This window comes from Flavobacterium aquidurense (assembly GCF_001404985.1).
Lineage (GTDB): Bacteria > Bacteroidota > Bacteroidia > Flavobacteriales > Flavobacteriaceae > Flavobacterium > Flavobacterium aquidurense_B.
In genome coordinates this window covers 384,986-402,280 of record NZ_JRLF01000010.1, presented here as the reverse complement: position 1 = coordinate 402,280, position 17,295 = coordinate 384,986, and the positions used below count along the sequence as shown (strand labels likewise).

Below are 17,295 nucleotides of genomic sequence, written 5' to 3'. Positions count from 1 at the left end.
ATTTTTTTACACTCTTTCCGTTTCTGTTTTTATGTAAATTGGCATTATGAAAAAAGTAATCTTTGTTATAAATTTTGTGCTGGTATTGTCCTGTAAAAACAGCAAAAAAGAGCTCTCGGAAGCAAGCGTTTTTAAGGCTGAAAAGACAATAGAAAATGTTTCTAATGAAAAGCCCCGTAACGAAATCAAAAACATAGATTACAGTACTTATTATAAAGAAGCTCAGCAATATTGTAAACGTAATAATCTCAATCAGGATACATTTTTTCTAATAGATTTAGGTGTGCATTCCGGACTAAAAAGATTCTTTGTTTATGATTTTAAAGAGAATAAAGTATCAAAAGCCTACATGGTCAGTCACGGTTGTGGCGATAATAGTTGGGGCGCAACGATGTCGAAAGATAATGCACCAATAAGCAATGAGTTTGATTCGCATTGTTCCTCAGTGGGTAAATTTATCATTCTGGATCGCGGCGTAAGCCAGTGGGGAATAAAAGTAAATTATGTTTTGCAGGGAAAAGATAAAACAAATTCACATGCCAGAAGCAGGGCAATAGTTTTGCATTCCTGGGATGCCATTTCAAGTCAGGAAGTCTACCCTCAGGGAACTCCTGAAGGCTGGGGTTGTCCTGCAGTATCTAATGAAAGCATGAGAGAAATTGATAAACTTCTGAAAGAAAATAAAAAAGTACTAATGTGGATTATTAAGTCTTAAACTTAATTTAAACCTCTAACTGATTTCCTTATAAAAATAAGATGTCTCGTGTAGCCCTGATCGAAACGATATTCTTTTGCTGTGTGGTTCACAGCAAAAGATATAGTGTAGAGCAGGACAGGAGGTGTTTTGAAAACGAAACTTCTGCTCCTTAAAAAAATTACTGCACCCTAAACTTCTCCCGATATTCTATTGGTTTCATGCCCACCATTTTAAAAAATACCTTTCTAAAAGCTTTAGGATCATTGTAACCTGTTTTTTCAATGATCTCAGAGATAGAAAGCTGTGTTTGTTCCAGATATTTCTTAGAACTTTCTACCCTTACATTCTGCAAATATTCAATTGGCGGGATTCCGGTTACTTGTTTGAATCTGCGTGTCATATTTCTGGCACTTGTTGGAATATCTTTGGTGATTTCTTCCAGTTTTTCTATTGTATGATATTGACTTTCGATTTTTTGCTGAAGCATTGCAACCAAACTATCGTTGTGCAAATGATTAGGCCTGAAAGTACTAAAGTAGCTTTGTTTGTATCGGTTTAAATCAATCGAGAAAATCTTGGCGATCTGAACGGCAATTTCATTTCCGCAATATTTCTGAACCAGTAAAATCAATAAATGAAACGTTGAGGTAGATCCGCCACTAGTATATAAACTGCCGTCAGCTGTTAAAGTTTCTTCGGCTTTTAATTTCACTAACGGAAAAGCTTTTGTAAAAGCACTGCACGCATCAACGTGAGTTGTAGCTAGTTTTTCATTTAACAATCCTGACGCAGCAAACAAAAAAGCTCCTGTACAAAAACTAGCCAATTCTGCTCCGGACTGATGTTGTTTTTTTAGCCACGGGATAAAAATTTTATTCTTTTTAATCATTTCTCCCATATTGTCAGTTGTAAAAGCAGGAATCAAAATGAGATCTAAAACTTCATTAGAACCTTCAATCGCGTGAATTTTATAGCCAAATAATAATTCCTGATTTATCTGTTCAGTCGATTGAAAAATCATAATATTAAAAGGTTTTTCCTTTTCTTTTGAAAGATTGTTAGCTGTTTCAAACACTTCTAAAATTGCAGCTATACTCAATAGTTTATAGTCATGCGGCACAATTAAACCTACTTTTTTGCTCATAATTATGTGGTTTTTGGAAAGTTAACTTACGACAAAAATAATTATTTTGTCTTAAATGACCCTAAAGTTGACTTTTAATGTATCTTAAAAGAAATGGTAAAATTTTAAATTTGCTATAAATAATTTGTAATTTTATAAATAAGCACGCTAAATTTTAATAAATAAACAATGATAACAGTACATAATACGATTCATGCATCTATAGATAAAGTTTGGGATTGCTGGACATTGCCGGAACATATCAAAAATTGGAATGTAGCTATAGAAGATTGGTATACGCAGGAAGTAGAAAATGATTTGAAAGTTGGCGGAAAATTCAACTATAAAATGGCTAAAAAAGAGGGGAGTTTAAGCTTCAATTTTGAAGGAGAATATACTAAAGTTGAAAACTTATCCTTAATAGAATATAAACTTATTGATAACAGGGTAGGAAGAGTACATTTTGAAAAAAATGAAAGTCAGGTAAAAATTACTGAAACATTTGAACCTGTAAAAGAAGATTCTGAAAGTATGCAGCAGCAATGGTGTCAAACGGTTGTAGATAATTTTAAAAAATATGTAGAGGGTGTTTAAGAATTTATAATAAAAAATATAAAAAATAATCTAATAAAGAAATACAATGATAACAGTACAAAATACGATTAATGCATCAATAGATAAAGTTTGGGAATTCTGGACACAACCGGAACATATTAAAAACTGGAGTTTCGCTTCGGCAGAATGGCATACACCTTATGCAGAAAATGATTTAAGAGAAGGCGGAAAATTTAAATCGACTATGGCAGCAAAAGATGGCAGTATGAGTTTTGATTTTGGGGGTGAATATACCTTAGTCGAAAAAAATAAAGCAATCGAATATGTGTTGGAAGATGGAAGAAAAGTTGAAATTACATTTTCTGAAACACCGGACGGAGTAGAAATTGTAGAAAGTTTTGACCCGGAAACTCAAAATTCTGAAGAAATGCAACAAGGCGGTTGGAATGCAATCCTTGATAATTTTAAAAGTTATGTAGAGCAAAATTAATTTAAGGCTTAAAGCGGCAGAGTTGCAAAGGGACAAAGGTTGAAATTATTTAAACATAAAACATTAAAACAAAAAAAAGATGACAAAACAAATATGGTTGAATTTGCCTGTTAAGGATGTGGCAAAAGCTAAAGATTTTTTCTGGAAAATTGGTTTTTCTTTTAATGAACAACATGATACACCCAGTTCGACTTGCATGGTTGTAGGGGAATCACATTTTGTTGTAATGCTTTTTGAAGAATCATTATTTACCGGTTTCTCTCAAAACAAACTAACGGATACGCAATCAAGTTCAGAAGTTCTGATTTCAATAGATGCCGAAAGTGCTTCAGAAGTTGATGAATTAGCCATAAAAGTTCAGGAAGCCGGAGGAAAAGTTTTTGCTCCTCCTGCAGAAAGTCAGGGCTGGATGTATGGTTTTGGCTTTGCTGATTTAGACGGCCATAGATGGAATGTCTTATTTATGGACTTTAGTAAATTATCATAATTATGGAAACTTTAGAATTTAAAATCAGAATCAAGGCACCAGCAGAGAAAGTCTGGTCAGTTTTATGGAATGATGAAAGCTACAGAAAATGGGCAGCAGTTTTTTATGAAGGATCATATGCAGTAAGTGATTGGACCGAAGGCGGAAAAATACATTTTCTGGGTCCTAATGGTGGAGGAATGAATAGTATAATAGAAAAAAAAATCCCTAATGAATACATGGCTTTTAAGCATTTGGGAGAAATTAAAGACTTTAAAGAATTGCCTGTTGATCAGGAAACAGAAAAATGGAGCGGCGCAATGGAAATCTATCGATTAACTCCTGATGATGAGTTTACAGATCTTGTAGTTCAGGTTGATGTAGTCGAAAAATTTATTGTTTATTTTAAAGATACTTTTCCGAAAGCACTGGAAATAGTAAAAGAACTTTCTGAAAATAAATAGAATAAAGAGAATAGAATAAAGAGGATAGATAAAAAACAAAAAACAAATATTATGGCGACATCAGTAAACCCGTATTTACTTTTTAACGGAAATTGCGAAGAAGCATTTCTGTTTTACAAATCAGTTTTTGGAGGAGAATTTCCGTATATCGGAAAATTTAAAGATGCACCTGCACAAGAAGGCGAAGATCCACTTTCTGAAGAAGATGCAAACCGAATCATGCATGTTTCCCTTCCTATTGGCAACACTATTTTAATGGGGAGTGATAGTCATCCCAGATATGGAAAATTAGGTATTGGAGATAATTTTTCAATTTCGATTAATACAGAAAGTACAGAGGAAGCAGATAGGATTTTTAACGGACTTTCTGCCGGAGGTAAAGTGGAAATGCCAATGAATAAAACTTTCTGGGGTGCTTATTTCGGAATGTTCAAAGATAAATTTGACATAAACTGGATGGTAAACTTTGATGAGAATCAACCTAATCAATAGCTAAAAAGTTACGTTATTTTAATAGCGGAACATATTTGTTAAATTAATTCAAAAAGCACATTCATATGTGCTTTTTCTTTTCAAAAAAACAAACAATATCCTTTTTTATCAACAATAGATTACCGATTTTTGTCGCTTCTTAAAATCAACAGCAAAATGGCAATAGAAGGTAAAGAGATTATTTTATTAAAAGTTTCAGGACATGATAAAATAGGAGTAACAGCAGGATTAACAGCCGTATTGGCTACTTATGATGCCAATATTTTAGATATTGGTCAGGCTGATATTCATGATACACTTTCTTTGGGGATTTTGTTCGAAATCGAAGCAGGCTCAAGTTCGGGACCTGTTTTAAAAGACTTATTGTTTAAAGCTTACGAATTGGGTGTTAAAGTAAAATTTATTCCAATTTCTGTAGAAGATTATGAAACCTGGGTAAAATCACAATCAAAACAACGTTATATCATCAATATTTTAGGCGAGAAACTGGCAGCTTCACAATTAGCAGCAGTAACTAAAATAATGTCAGATCAAAACCTGAACATCGATTCTATAATCCGATTAACAGGCAGGACTTCTATAGTTGAAAAAGAAGAATATCCACGTTCTTGTATCCAATTATCCGTTACCGGTGAGATTGTAAATAAGATTATCATGACAGCAAGTTTCATGGAGATTTCCAGAACTCTCAATGTTGATATTTCATTTCAGGAAGATAATATTTACAGACGAAACCGCCGTTTGGTTTGTTTCGACATGGATTCTACTTTGATCCAGACAGAAGTTATTGACGAGTTGGCAGAGCTAAACGGAGTAGGAGAGCAAGTTCGCGCTATAACAGAATCTGCTATGAATGGCGAAATAGATTTTAATGAAAGCTTCAAACAGCGCATGGCATTGTTAGAAGGTTTGAGCGAAGATGTTTTGCAAAATGTTGCCATCAATTTACCTATTACAAAGGGAGCGCATCGTTTGATGAAAGCCTTAAAATATTACGGATATAAAACGGCTATTTTATCCGGAGGTTTCACTTATTTTGGAGAATACCTGCAAAAAGAATTAGGTATTGATTATGTTCATGCCAATCAGTTAGAGATCAAAGACGGTAAATTAACCGGTAAATATCTGGGCGAAATCGTAGACGGTCAAAAGAAAGCGGAATATCTAAAAGCCATTGCCGAAAAAGAAGGAATTCACATCAATCAAACCATAGCAGTAGGAGACGGTGCCAACGATTTGCCAATGCTAAACTTAGCAGGTTTGGGAATCGCTTTTCACGCAAAACCAAAAGTAAAAGAAAACGCCGCAACCTCAATATCAAGTTTAGGTCTTGACGGAGTTTTGTATCTTTTAGGATATCACGACAGGTATATTGATATGATGTAACGTATCGAATAAACATACAGTTTGTCATTCTGAGGAACGAAGAATCTCCGCAAGTAACTCGACAATCAAAATAAATTAAACCTTAGTTTTTCAATAAAAGCTAAGGTTTTTTTATGGGCATGTCCCTTCGGGTCGGGCTATCCGTTTCAATCTTTTGTGCCAAACCCCGGCACAAAAGGATTTCCACTTCTATCCCTCATGCGATTTAGTGGAATTAACGTTTTTTAATTTCCAGTTTTTCTTTAAAAATTAAATTTAACCTTTGTCCTAACATGGTAGCCCTCATGTTCTCCAGGTAGCCATTTTGGCGAATCTTCTAATATCTCTTTAAGTCTTTTTCTTATTTTGATTCCAGAATCTTTTGAGATTTTTACATTCGTTAACGAACCATTCATTTCGACAATAAAATTCGCGGAAATTTGACCTTGATCATTTTTGTCAACATTTAACTTTTTTAAATCCGTTTGTACATATTCCAAGAATTTTTCATTTCCACCTGGAAATTCTGGTTTTACTTGGACTGTTTCAAATTCATAAAGTTTTTTTTGAATAGGACTTAACAGTTCAATATTTTGAGATATTAAAATTTGGGTGAATAGTATGAAAAGTAATAGTAGTGCGTTATTTTTCATTAATATAGGTTTCTTGTTTTATTCTGTTAACGAGCGGAACACTCACACACGCGATAATAATTAGCTAAAATTCGTGAAATTCGTGGCAAACTTTTTACATCTCCTTCAATTGCTCCAAATAATCTCTTTGGTTCGAAAGTCTCGGAATTTTATGTTGTCCGCCCAGTTTATCACGTTCTTTAAGCCAATCATAGAATAAGTTTTCACGCGCAACATTAATCACCAAAGGATTCAACGTCATATTGTTGTGGCGTTTGGCTTCGTAATCAGAGTTTAAAGTCTGTAAGGTTTCATCCAGAACTTTCTGGAAAAGACCAACATCAGCTGGTTTTTTCTTGAATTCGATCATCCATTCATGAGCACCTTTTTCTTTGTCCTGCATAAAAATAGGAGCAACCGTATAATCGATAACTTCAGTTTGGGTAACCTGACATGCTTTGGCAATTGCCTGATCCGTATTTTCGACCATTAACTCTTCGCCAAAAACATTAATATGATGTTTGGTTCTTCCTGTAACACGAATTCGGTATGGATTTAAAGAGGTGAAACGAACCGTATCGCCAATTAAATAACGCCATAAACCAGAATTGGTCGTAATAACAATTGCGTAGTTTTTATTGAGTTCGACATCAGCCAGACGAATTACTTTTTGATTTGGAGTTCCAAAAGTATCCATCGAAATAAATTCGTAAAAAATACCATAATCCAGCATTAGTAGTAAATCGCTCGAATTATTTAAATCCTGAATTGCAAAGAAGCCTTCAGAAGCATTGTATATTTCGTAATATTTAAAATCTTTACTAGGTAAGATGTTTTTATATTGTTCTTTATAAGGAGAAAAACTCACGCCTCCGTGAAAGTAAACTTCCAGATTGGGCCAGATTTCCAGCAAGCTTTCTTTACCGGTATTTTCTAAAACCTTATTCATTAAAACCAACATCCAGGATGGTACTCCTGCAAAACTGGTTACATTTTCATTTTTGGTTTCGTTTATAATGGCAGCAATTTTAGCTTCCCACTCACTCATTAGGGATGTTTTGCTGCTTGGTGTGCTGCTGAATTCAGCCCATATAGGCATATTTTCAATCAAAATAGCAGATAAATCCCCGAAGAAAGTATTGTTGTTTTCATAAATCTGAGAACTGCCGCCTAAACGGAGACTTTTTCCCAAAAACAATTCAGAATCTTCATTGTTGTTCAAATACAAACAAAGCAAATCTTTGCTTCCTTTATAGTGGCAATCTTCTAAAGCTTCGGTACTTACCGGAATAAATTTACTTTTTGCATTAGTAGTTCCGCTTGACTTGGCGAACCATTTTATAGGAGTTTCCCAAAAAACGCCCTGTTCACCCTGACGCGTACGTTCTATTAAAGGTTGTAATTCTTCATAAGTTGCTATAGGAACCCTTTCAGCAAAAGTTGTATATGACTTTATAGACTCAAAATCATATTGTTTGCCTATAACTGTATTCTCTGATGCTGTTAATAAATTGTGCAGCAGTTCTTCCTGAACTTCGTTGGGATATTTTAGAAAAAGTTCTATTTGATGTATCCTTTGTTTCAGAACCCAGGAGGCAAACGAATTTATTATTGATAAGGGCATGAGTCAATTTAGATTTTAGTCCCGATAACTATCGGGAGGTTTTAGATTTTAGATTTTTTCTTTTAATGCGAAAATCAAAAAATATAAAATTTGAATATCGATCGACAAATACTAACTTTGCCGTTGTATCAAAAATAGTGTTTTTTTGTAAAAAAACAGTTCTATAAAAGTAAAGATTCCAATACATAATTGGAATTTTAACAAATAAAAGTTCACAATCAGAGAAATCTAATATCTGAAATCTACAATCTAAAAATCTTATGACATATCAAGGCGTACTTACAAAAATGCAAACTGAAATGGGAACCCCAATTCAATATTATCTGGTTTTCGAGGACAGTTTTCTAAATATGAATCAACTTTTGGATAAAGAGATTGAGATTAATTTTGCAGGTTATGAATGTTTGAATTGTCATAAAAAGAAAAAAATATTTCGTCAGGGATTTTGCTATGATTGTTTTTATTCCAGTCCGGCAGTTGGTGACTGGATTATGAGACCTGAATTAAGTACAGCACATTTAGGGATTGCAGATCGTGATCTTGAATATGAGCAAAAAGTGCAACTCCAGCCTCATGTTGTTTATTTGGCTTTGGCAAGTGAAGTAAAAGTTGGCGTAACACGTAAAACCCAGGTTCCAACCCGTTGGATCGATCAGGGCGCAACGCAGGCTATTGCAGTGGTTGAGGTGCCTAATCGATATCTAGCCGGTATTACTGAGGTCGCTTTAAAAGAACATTATACAGATAAAACAAACTGGAGAAAGATGCTTCAAAATACAGGGGAAAGCTTTGATCTTCTGGCAGAGAAAGTAAAAGTTGAAAGCTTAATTCCTGATGAAGCAAAAGAGTATTTCTATTCTCAAAAAAATGATGTGTACCAGTTAAATTATCCGGTTCTTCATTATCCTGCTAAAGTTGCCAGTTTAAATCTCGATAAAACACCATCTTTTCACGGAAAATTAACGGGAATTAAAGGGCAGTATTTGATTTTTGAAAACGGAACGGTTTTCAATGTTCGTAGTTCAGAAGGATATGTTGTCACTATAAACGTCTAGTTTTATTACCCAACCGTCTACCGTATTGGACTAACGGTCTAATATATAATTATTTGTAGATTACTTTTTGTAGTTTTAAATCTCTTTCAAGTAGCTGAATATGTGAATGTTGATACATTTCCTTACAATTTTGTAATAATAGCTTATTGAAAGAATTTACTTTTAGAAAAAAAAAGATACTAGTTTTAAGCTAGTTGAATTTCTTGATTTTTCTAAAATTCAAATGCAGATTTAATAATTCGTAATCTATTTTATAAGATGGGTGTTGTAGCAAAAATAAATAATTTCAGGCGTAGCTTAATGCGCAATCTTACTAAGAATATTGGTAAAGCGAGATCACAGGAAGATATTATTTTAGTTGATAAAAAAGATATAAAAAGAATCCTGATCTGCAGACCAAATGGAAGATTAGGAAATTTATTATTGATAACACCTCTCGTTCAGGAAGTCACGGAAATATTTCCAAATTGTAAAGTCGATTTATTTGTTAAGGGAACGTTATCCCCAATTATTTTTGAAAATTATGAAAATATAGATAAGATAATCGACTTGCCAAAAAGACCTTTCAAAAGTTTATTGAAATATATGAATGTCTGGATTTCAATAAAAAGACAAAATTATGATATTGCGATCAATGTAGATCAAAATTCTTCTTCAGGACGTCTGGCAGTCCAGTTTTCAAATGCCAAGTATAAATTTTACGGAGATTCTAATGAAGAAACTCAACTTGTAAAAAATGATTACGAACATATTGCTAAATATCCAGTATATAACTTTCGATATTACTTAACCAAACTCAGAGTTCCTAAAAGCAATAAAATTATACCACCTTTAGATCTTAAATTATCTTCTTCTGAAATTGCCGAAGGAAAGAAAATTTTGAACGATCTGTTTCATAATGATAAAAGAACAATCTGCATATTTACCTTTGCAACAGGAGAAAAATGTTTATCAGAAGAATGGTGGGAAAATTTTTATGCCCAACTAAAAGAAGAATATAAAAATTATAATATCCTCGAAATTTTACCGGTAGAAAATGTTTCCCAAATTGCATTTAAGACACCATCATTTTACAGCAAAGATATTCGCGAAATAGGTTCTGTGATTGCCAATGCCGATTTGTTTATTGGTGCAGACAGTGGTATTATGCATTTAGCAAGTGCTGTACAAACACCAACGATTGGTTTGTTTTCAGTATCAAACATCAAAAAATACGAACCTTATGATAATTCCAGTATTGCGGTAGATGTTAAAACATATACCCAAAAAGATTATCTGAGAACAATAAATTCAATATTGAATAACGGGAAATTAAATAGCTATTCAAAAGCCATTTAATAAATTATAAGCATAAAAAAATAGGCATCTGATACTAACCAGATGCCTATTTTTTTTATGCTTACAAGACTTATTTCTTCTTGAATAAACCATTGATTAAGTCACTGGCTTTTTTCGTAGCTTCCTGAGTTTTTTGTTCTTTCTCAGTTGCGGCAGCTTTAGTCGTATCTTTTGCTTTTGTATTTTTATTGATTAAATCAGTAAGGGCAGAAGTCCCTTTTTGAGTTAATTTTTCTTTTTGCTGATTTACTAATTGGGTCGTTAAACTTGTAACCGCAGTTTTCATATCTGTAGAAACCTTTGGATTAGAGAAATTACCTGTAATAAGCGCATTTATCGGAATGTTTTGCAATTTTGCAGCATCTGCAGCAGACATTTTTGCAATAAAGGCATTTGCTTCACTTCCTAAATATTTTGCCGGTACATCTAACTTCAAGTTGTAATTCATTGTTTGGTCGAAACCGTGCGTTCCGCCTACAGTAACTTTAATGTCTTGATATTTAATGTCAAATGGTTTTACATTTACTTTTCCATTATCAAAAGTCAAGGCTGCTTTAATATCGTTCAGGTTTACCTTGTTTACATCAAGAAATTTAATGTTAGAAGTTAAAGCACTTAATACAGTTGAATTTTTAGCATTTACAGTTGTAGAAAGTAACTGGCCTATTAAATCTCCTGAAATAGATTTTAAATCCGGAGTTAGTTCATTCGCATCAAGGTTTCCATTTAATTTTATGGTAGAGTTTAATTTTCCATTGATGATTCCTGCAATTGGTGCAATTTTTTTCATCATATCCAATTGCGTAAAAGTTTGCGCAATATCAACCTGATTAAAGCCTAAATTCATATCAAATGTAGGTACTTTTGATTTTGTAGAAACCGTTCCCGTTAGTCCAATTGTTCCTCCAAAAATAGATGTTTTAAAGTTTTCTAAAGTTGCTTTTTCATCCTTAACAATCAATTTTCCTGAAACATCTTTTAGTTTTAAGTTATCATACAAAACCGTTGTTGCTTTTGCATTTATAGTACAATTTAAAAAGGCAGGAATCTTCATTGCTTCAGCAGGTTTTGCCGGTGTTGATTTTGTTTCTGTTTCTTTTCCGGCTGCAGTTCCTGTTTTAGCAGGTTCTCCGGCAGTCATAAAATCATCAACAGCCAATTGGTTTGAGCTCATATTAAAATTCCCTCTCAGTTCTTGTTTCTTAAACATAAAACCGTAAAAATTCTCTAAAACCCCATTAATGCTTAAGTCACTTTTTCCGGTTGTAGCATCAAATTTCTTTAAGTTAATTGTACTTGGATTAAATTCAACCAAAGCCGTACTAATATTCATTGACTTGTTGTTTTCATCCGTATATTTAAATCCTGACAAACTCATCGTTCCGGCATTTTTTATGTTTTGATATTGGCTTTTTTCTACAGATGCCATATCAAATTGAGTTGTTACATCTGCTTTTAAAATACCTGCAAGAGGTTTGTCTATTTTAATTGGATATGCTTTTGAAAGATTAGCTAAATTAATAGTTCCTTTTAATGCCGCATCTACAAACGGATTAACCGTTATATTTTTAATATTTGCCTTAGCATTAAAAACATCCTGATCGATTCTAAAAGACAGCTTGTCTAAATTAACGTAAGTATCATTTAAAATTCCGGTTTCATTGATGATTTTAGTATCAATTACAATATTCTGAACTGATTTTGGTAAGTTAGGATATTGAAAAGAAGCATTGTTTGATGCAATTGCAATATTAAATTTAGGAACAGTTGTATCTGTCAATTGTCCTTTTGCAAAACCAACAACAGTAAAATCTCCGGTTGTTTTTACACCCTCTAAGCTTGAAGAATAAGCTGAAGGAATAAGGCCTAAGAAATTGGTAAATGATGAGGTTGGCGTTTTAAACTTTAAATCATAAACCTGACCTGCATCAACCATCTGAATAAAACCGTCAAATTCTAAAGGCAATTGGTTGATTAAGGCTTTATTTTCCTTAAAAGTATATTTACTTTGTTCCAAGTCAATTCCTAAAACAGCATCAAGGGTCAACTTTACATTTTTCATGTAATTGATTTTATCCATATCCAAAGATACTTTAGCTGTAGATTTTGTCGTTAGATCTAATTTAGAATTCGTAAAATCTCCGGTTCCTTCATGGTTCAGACTATCGATAACCATTTTTATTTTAGAACCCTGATCAATATATCTAAAAGTGAAATTCTCGATTTTATAGTTCTGAATTTTTAAAGAAAGTGGTTTGCTTGCTTCGTCCGTTTTTGTTTCTTTTTTATCTTTTAAAGCAATATCAAAGTTACCGACACCGTCTTTATTAAAAATAATATTAATTAAACCATTTGTAGAGCTTATTCCCTGAATGTTTAAAGGTTCATCTTTTCCTTTAAAAAGTTCTTTGATACTCATTTTTAAATTCAATTCACCTAACGAAACCAATGTATCGCCTTCAAAAGGTGCTTTGTTAATGATTAGCAGTTTTTCGATTCCAACCGTTGCATTCGGGAAGTTCCTGAACAAACTTAAATCAGCATCAGCAAAACTTACTTTAGCATCAACACTTTCGTTGATTGCATCTGCAATTTTAGCTTTTATTTGATCTTTAAAGAAATACGGAATGGCAAATAATGCGGCTACAATCACCACGAGAACGATGGCTGTAATTTTTAAAATTTTCTTTAACATATAAATAGATTTGAGGATTTAATTTATAATTGACTCCTTGCAAAAATAGTTTTTTTTGATTGAGTTCAAAGATAAAGTTTTTGTAAAATGTAAGAATATTTTTAATTTTTACTAAAAAATAAAAATCCGCCTGAATATATATTCAAACGGATTTTTTATGATTTTATGATTTGGATTATTTTTTTATGAAAGAAACAATCTTTTTAGTCATGATTTCTGAGATGGGTAATGTTTCATTTGTATAACTTTCTATATTGGCTTGAGTATCACCGTCAATAGTTTTCATAATATGATTCATGTTCTCTACGATTAAAAGTTCTGCATTTTTATTGGCTTGTGCCAGAAGTTCTGCATCTTTTACTGTTACCTGCAAATCTTTATTTCCTTGCAGAATTAAAATAGGAACATTTAATTTCTTAATTTCTGTTTGCGGATTGTATTTAAACCAGGAAATTAAATAAGGCTGGATACTTGCTCGAAAAAGCGAATTAAGCATTGGGTCTACTTTGTTTACCGTATTTCCGCTTTTCAGGCTGTCAATAATAGGGAAAGTCATTTCCTCTAATTGTTTATTTGATTTGGAAGCTATTTGTGCTTTTATCAATTTATCTGCAGATTCTCCCGGACCCGCAATAGAAATAAACTTGTTTGCTTTTGCTCCGGCAATCATACCAATTAAAGAACCTTCGCTGTGACCAATAACAATAACTTGAGAAAAACGCTTGTCTTGTTTCAATAAATTAATCCAGCTTTTAGCATCTTCAGTATAATTTTCAAAGACCAGAGTTTGCTCAGAAACAGCCGAAGCTTTGCTTTCACCAATTCCTCTTTTATCGTATCGTAATGATGCAATTCCGTTTTTTGCCAATGCTTCTGCCAGCATTTGTAAGGAATTATTTTTCATCATTGCATTATTTCCGTTTCTGTCTGTTGGTCCTGAACCTGAAATGATTAATGCTACCGGATATTTTGTCTTTAAATCCGGAGTAGTCAATGTACCAAAAATCTGATCGATATTAATCTTTAAAATCAAAGGAGATTCTTTAAAAGTAATTTCGCTTTTATCCTGAGCATGAATTACACTCAAAAATAAAAAGACAATAAGAACAAATATTTTTTTCATTTTGCGAATAGAATTATTTGATGTTTAATCCAAAAGGAAGCATCGCCTGAACTCCTTTTTGTTTTTGAAGTCTTTTTACCTGCTCAATAAGCATATAATTCTCTTCGCCAATTTCTTCTTTTATAAAAGCTTCTTTCGATTGTGCAAAAGGCAAATTAGAAAGTAAATCGTTGAATGTTTTTTCGTATTCAGGATAATTCTGTGTACTGTATGATTTTATTTTAGCAATTTTTGCAGCTTCGGCAATGGCGTCATTTAAACCGCCAATTTTATCTACCAAACCAATTTTCAAAGCTTCAGATCCGGACCAGACTCTTCCTTGTGCAATAGCATCAACTTGTGCAAAAGTCATTTTTCTTCCTTCGGCAACATGTGTTACAAAAGTGTTGTAAATATGTTCAACACCTTCAAGAGTAAAAGCTTTAAATTTTTCATCAACAGGCACAAAAGGGCTATAATTTGCAGAGTTCTCGTGTGTTTTTACCTGCTCAGTATTAATACCTAATTTATTGGCAAGAGGTGTAAAGTTGGGCAAAATTCCAAAAACCCCAATAGAACCTGTAATTGTATTGCTTTCTGCAAAAATTTTATTGGCATTACAGGCAATATAATATCCTCCTGATGCAGCATAATTTCCCATAGAAACAATAACAGGCTTTAATTTTTTGGTGATTTCAATTTCTCTCCAGATCAGGTCAGATGTTAAAGCATTTCCGCCTGGGCTGTCAATTCTAAGAACAATTGCCTTTACATCTTCGTCTTTGCGGGCTTCTTGTAAAGAGCGACGCATAGAACCTTCACCAATTACGGTAACATCACCTTCACCGCTTTGTATTTCGCCCTGAGCATAAATAATAGCAATTTGATCTGTTGCAGTATTGGTTAACGCTGTTGTAATATTATTTTGAGTATAATCTAAAATCGAAATTTTGTTATAGTCATCATCGCCGGTTACTTTCAAAGCTTTTCTGATTGCATTATGATACACATCTTCATAAGCAATAATATCTACCAGATGTTGTGCTTTTGCCATTTCCGGAGTTCTTGCCAATAAACCGTTTGCGATTTCGTTTAATTTATCGAGAGGAATATTTCTGCTTTTTGAAATATCAGTAGAAACAGTTGTCCAGATCGAATTTAAAAGTGCAGTAACTTGTTCTCTATTGGCATCGCTCATTTTATTTTCTAAAAATGGTTCAACCGCACTTTTATATTTTCCGTGACGAATCACTTCCATATGAATCCCTGATTTATCCTGAAAATCCTTAAAGAACATTACTTCAGACGAAAGCCCTTTAAAATCTAAATCACCGGCTGGATTTATATAAACCGTATTGGCAACAGAGTTTAAATAGTATTCTTTTTGAGAATAAGTATTGGCGTATGCCCAAACGAATTTTCCTGATTTTTTGAAGCTTTCAAGAGCATTTCTCAAATCTTTATATTGAGCCAAACCTAAAGAAGATTCATCATTAAGAATCGAAATTCCTTTGATATTGTCATCTTTTTTTGCCGCTTCGATTGCATTGATAACATCCGTTAACCCAACGCCTTTTTTTTCTGAGAAAACAGTAACCCATGGATCTTTGTATTTTCCGGCATAATCATTTTGAATTTGTTTTAAATTTAATTCTATAACCGAATCATTTTTGACAGAAACCGTGTCGTCTCCTCCAAAAATAGCTCCAATAAGAATTATTCCGAAAAAGAAGAACATGATAAATACAAAAATACCGACAACTGTGGCAATTACATTTCCTAAAAACTTCATAAGTATATTTTTTTAATAAGTAGCAAAAAAGGTTGGTTTGTTACAAATGTACTCTAAAAACAAATTATTTATTATACACGATTTGACCAAATATTTGTACTTTTTACATTTTTTAAATTCTAAATTAAAGATAGGATATTTTGTAGGATATCCGCAGTTTTTTTGAAGTGTAAAAGGAAATAAAAAATCAGAAACAGTTGTAAACTTCTGATTCTTGAGTTAAATAATGTGGGTAATTCTGAAATAGTTTTAGTTAATTTGCATTAATTATGAAGTCACAGCATCAAGTCGTTTTATCTATAGGAAGTAATCAGGGAAACAGGTTAGCAAACATCGAAAGTTGTATCGATTTGATACATCACGAAGTAGGAACTGTAATCAGAGTTTCAAAACTATATGAAACTCCTGCCTGGGGCTTTGAGAGCGATGCTTTTTATAACTGTGCTTTGCTTTTGCACACCACTTCATCAGCACAAAAAATACTGAATCAGGTTCTAAAAGTCGAAAAACAATTAGGGCGTATCAGATCTAATGAGCAAGGATATCAATCCCGAATTATCGATGTGGATGTGATTATTTTTGATGATGAAATTATTGATTCTGAAAAATTGCAGGTTCCCCATCCTTTAATGCAAAACAGGAATTTTGTTTTGTTGCCCGTGCAGGATTTAAAATTAGGTTGGAAACATCCTGTTTTTCAGAAATCTATTCCGGAATTAATTGCAATTTCACCAGATGACAGCGTTTGCACAATAGTTCAGGATTTAAAACAGCCTTTACGTAAGATTGCCTTAGAAAAATTTAATTACATTGCTTTTGAAGGAAATATTGGAGCAGGAAAAACTACTTTGGTACAAAAAATAGCCGAAGATTTTAATGCAAAAATGGTCTTGGAACGTTTTGCAGACAATCCATTTTTGCCCAAATTTTATAAAGATCAAAACAGGTACGCTTTTCCATTAGAAATGTCTTTCCTTGCAGATCGTTATCAGCAATTATCTGATGATTTGGCACAGTTTGATTTGTTTAAGGATTTTATAGTAGCCGATTATCATATTTTTAAATCATTGATCTTTGCTAAAATTACTTTAGCCGAAGACGAATATCGTTTATATCGAAACTTATTTGATATTATATACAAAGAAATGCCAAAACCGGATTTGTACGTTTATTTGTATCAGAATTCAGAACGATTGCTTCAAAATATCAAAAAGCGCGGCAGAAATTACGAACAGAATATTGAAGCCGAATATCTGGATAAAATCAATAATGGATATCTGGATTATATTAAATCCCAAACCGATTTAAATGTCTTGATTATAGATGTATCAGATCGTGATTTTGTGAAAAAACACGAGGATTATATTTTTATCTTAAACGAAATCCAGAAGAAGTTAAGTTAATG

The 17,295-nt window shown here is 32.9% G+C and carries 16 protein-coding genes; 10 read left to right on the top strand and 6 right to left on the bottom strand.

What is annotated here, in order from left to right; translation table 11 throughout:
• The first annotated feature begins 46 nt into the window (after positions 1-46).
• Entirely contained in the window at positions 47-715 is a 669-nt protein-coding gene (locus RC62_RS10195) for a murein L,D-transpeptidase catalytic domain-containing protein (protein WP_055095104.1), read from the top strand.
• Between the two features lie 160 nt (positions 716-875).
• On the opposite strand, the gene RC62_RS10190 is transcribed toward RC62_RS10195, so the two are convergent.
• Positions 876-1,841 (bottom strand): GlxA family transcriptional regulator, encoded by a 966-nt coding sequence (locus RC62_RS10190; RefSeq protein WP_055095103.1) that lies wholly within the window; start codon positions 1,839-1,841, stop codon positions 876-878.
• A 168-nt stretch (positions 1,842-2,009) separates the two neighbouring features.
• Here RC62_RS10190 and RC62_RS10185 point away from each other — a divergent pair, with 168 nt between their 5' ends.
• The 6 genes from RC62_RS10185 to serB all read left to right on the top strand — a co-directional run bounded on the left by RC62_RS10185 (position 2,010) and on the right by serB (position 5,673).
• Positions 2,010-2,414 (top strand): SRPBCC domain-containing protein, encoded by a 405-nt coding sequence (locus RC62_RS10185; RefSeq protein WP_055095102.1) that lies wholly within the window; start codon positions 2,010-2,012, stop codon positions 2,412-2,414.
• Positions 2,415-2,460: 46 nt separating this feature from the next.
• Positions 2,461-2,865: an SRPBCC family protein gene (locus RC62_RS10180; RefSeq protein WP_055095101.1), complete on the top strand. Its 405-nt coding sequence runs from the start codon at positions 2,461-2,463 to the stop codon at positions 2,863-2,865.
• Between the two features lie 79 nt (positions 2,866-2,944).
• A complete protein-coding gene (locus RC62_RS10175) occupies positions 2,945-3,352 on the top strand; it encodes a VOC family protein (protein WP_055095100.1) in 408 nt (135 codons plus the stop codon).
• A 2-nt stretch (positions 3,353-3,354) separates the two neighbouring features.
• On the top strand, positions 3,355-3,795 hold the full coding sequence (locus RC62_RS10170; RefSeq protein WP_055095099.1) for an SRPBCC domain-containing protein: 441 nt from the start codon (positions 3,355-3,357) through the stop codon (positions 3,793-3,795).
• Positions 3,796-3,846: 51 nt separating this feature from the next.
• Positions 3,847-4,287, top strand: coding sequence for a VOC family protein (locus RC62_RS10165; protein ID WP_055095098.1), 441 nt, complete (start codon positions 3,847-3,849; stop codon positions 4,285-4,287).
• Between the two features lie 156 nt (positions 4,288-4,443).
• Positions 4,444-5,673 carry a phosphoserine phosphatase SerB gene (gene serB / locus RC62_RS10160; protein ID WP_055095097.1) on the top strand — a complete coding sequence of 410 codons (1,230 nt, stop codon included), beginning with the start codon at positions 4,444-4,446 and terminating at the stop codon, positions 5,671-5,673.
• Between the two features lie 242 nt (positions 5,674-5,915).
• Here serB and RC62_RS10155 read toward each other — a convergent pair whose 3' ends face one another.
• Complete coding sequence (locus RC62_RS10155) at positions 5,916-6,305, bottom strand: hypothetical protein (protein WP_055095096.1); 390 nt, start codon at positions 6,303-6,305, stop codon at positions 5,916-5,918.
• A 94-nt stretch (positions 6,306-6,399) separates the two neighbouring features.
• Complete coding sequence (locus tag RC62_RS10150) at positions 6,400-7,908, bottom strand: GH3 auxin-responsive promoter family protein (RefSeq protein ID WP_055095095.1); 1,509 nt, start codon at positions 7,906-7,908, stop codon at positions 6,400-6,402.
• A gap of 260 nt (positions 7,909-8,168) precedes the next feature.
• Here RC62_RS10150 and RC62_RS10145 point away from each other — a divergent pair, with 260 nt between their 5' ends.
• A complete protein-coding gene (locus RC62_RS10145; RefSeq protein ID WP_055095094.1) occupies positions 8,169-8,963 on the top strand; it encodes a DUF2797 domain-containing protein in 795 nt (264 codons plus the stop codon).
• Positions 8,964-9,221: 258 nt separating this feature from the next.
• The gene (locus RC62_RS10140; protein WP_055095093.1) at positions 9,222-10,301 is read left to right on the top strand and encodes a glycosyltransferase family 9 protein; all 1,080 of its coding nucleotides are present in this window, start codon (positions 9,222-9,224) and stop codon (positions 10,299-10,301) included.
• Between the two features lie 70 nt (positions 10,302-10,371).
• Here the strand turns inward: RC62_RS10140 and RC62_RS10135 are convergent, their stop codons facing one another.
• The 3 genes from RC62_RS10135 to sppA all read right to left on the bottom strand — a co-directional run bounded on the left by RC62_RS10135 (position 10,372) and on the right by sppA (position 15,890).
• Complete coding sequence (locus RC62_RS10135) at positions 10,372-12,996, bottom strand: AsmA family protein (RefSeq protein WP_055095092.1); 2,625 nt, start codon at positions 12,994-12,996, stop codon at positions 10,372-10,374.
• Positions 12,997-13,171: 175 nt separating this feature from the next.
• Positions 13,172-14,119, bottom strand: a complete 948-nt coding sequence (locus tag RC62_RS10130) for an alpha/beta hydrolase (RefSeq protein WP_055095091.1) — start codon at positions 14,117-14,119, stop codon at positions 13,172-13,174.
• A gap of 13 nt (positions 14,120-14,132) precedes the next feature.
• Entirely contained in the window at positions 14,133-15,890 is a 1,758-nt protein-coding gene (gene sppA / locus RC62_RS10125) for a signal peptide peptidase SppA (RefSeq protein WP_055095090.1), read from the bottom strand.
• A gap of 269 nt (positions 15,891-16,159) precedes the next feature.
• Between sppA and folK the strand changes: the two genes are divergently transcribed.
• Positions 16,160-17,293: a 2-amino-4-hydroxy-6-hydroxymethyldihydropteridine diphosphokinase gene (folK, locus tag RC62_RS10120; RefSeq protein ID WP_055095089.1), complete on the top strand. Its 1,134-nt coding sequence runs from the start codon at positions 16,160-16,162 to the stop codon at positions 17,291-17,293.
• Positions 17,294-17,295: the final 2 nt, after the last annotated feature.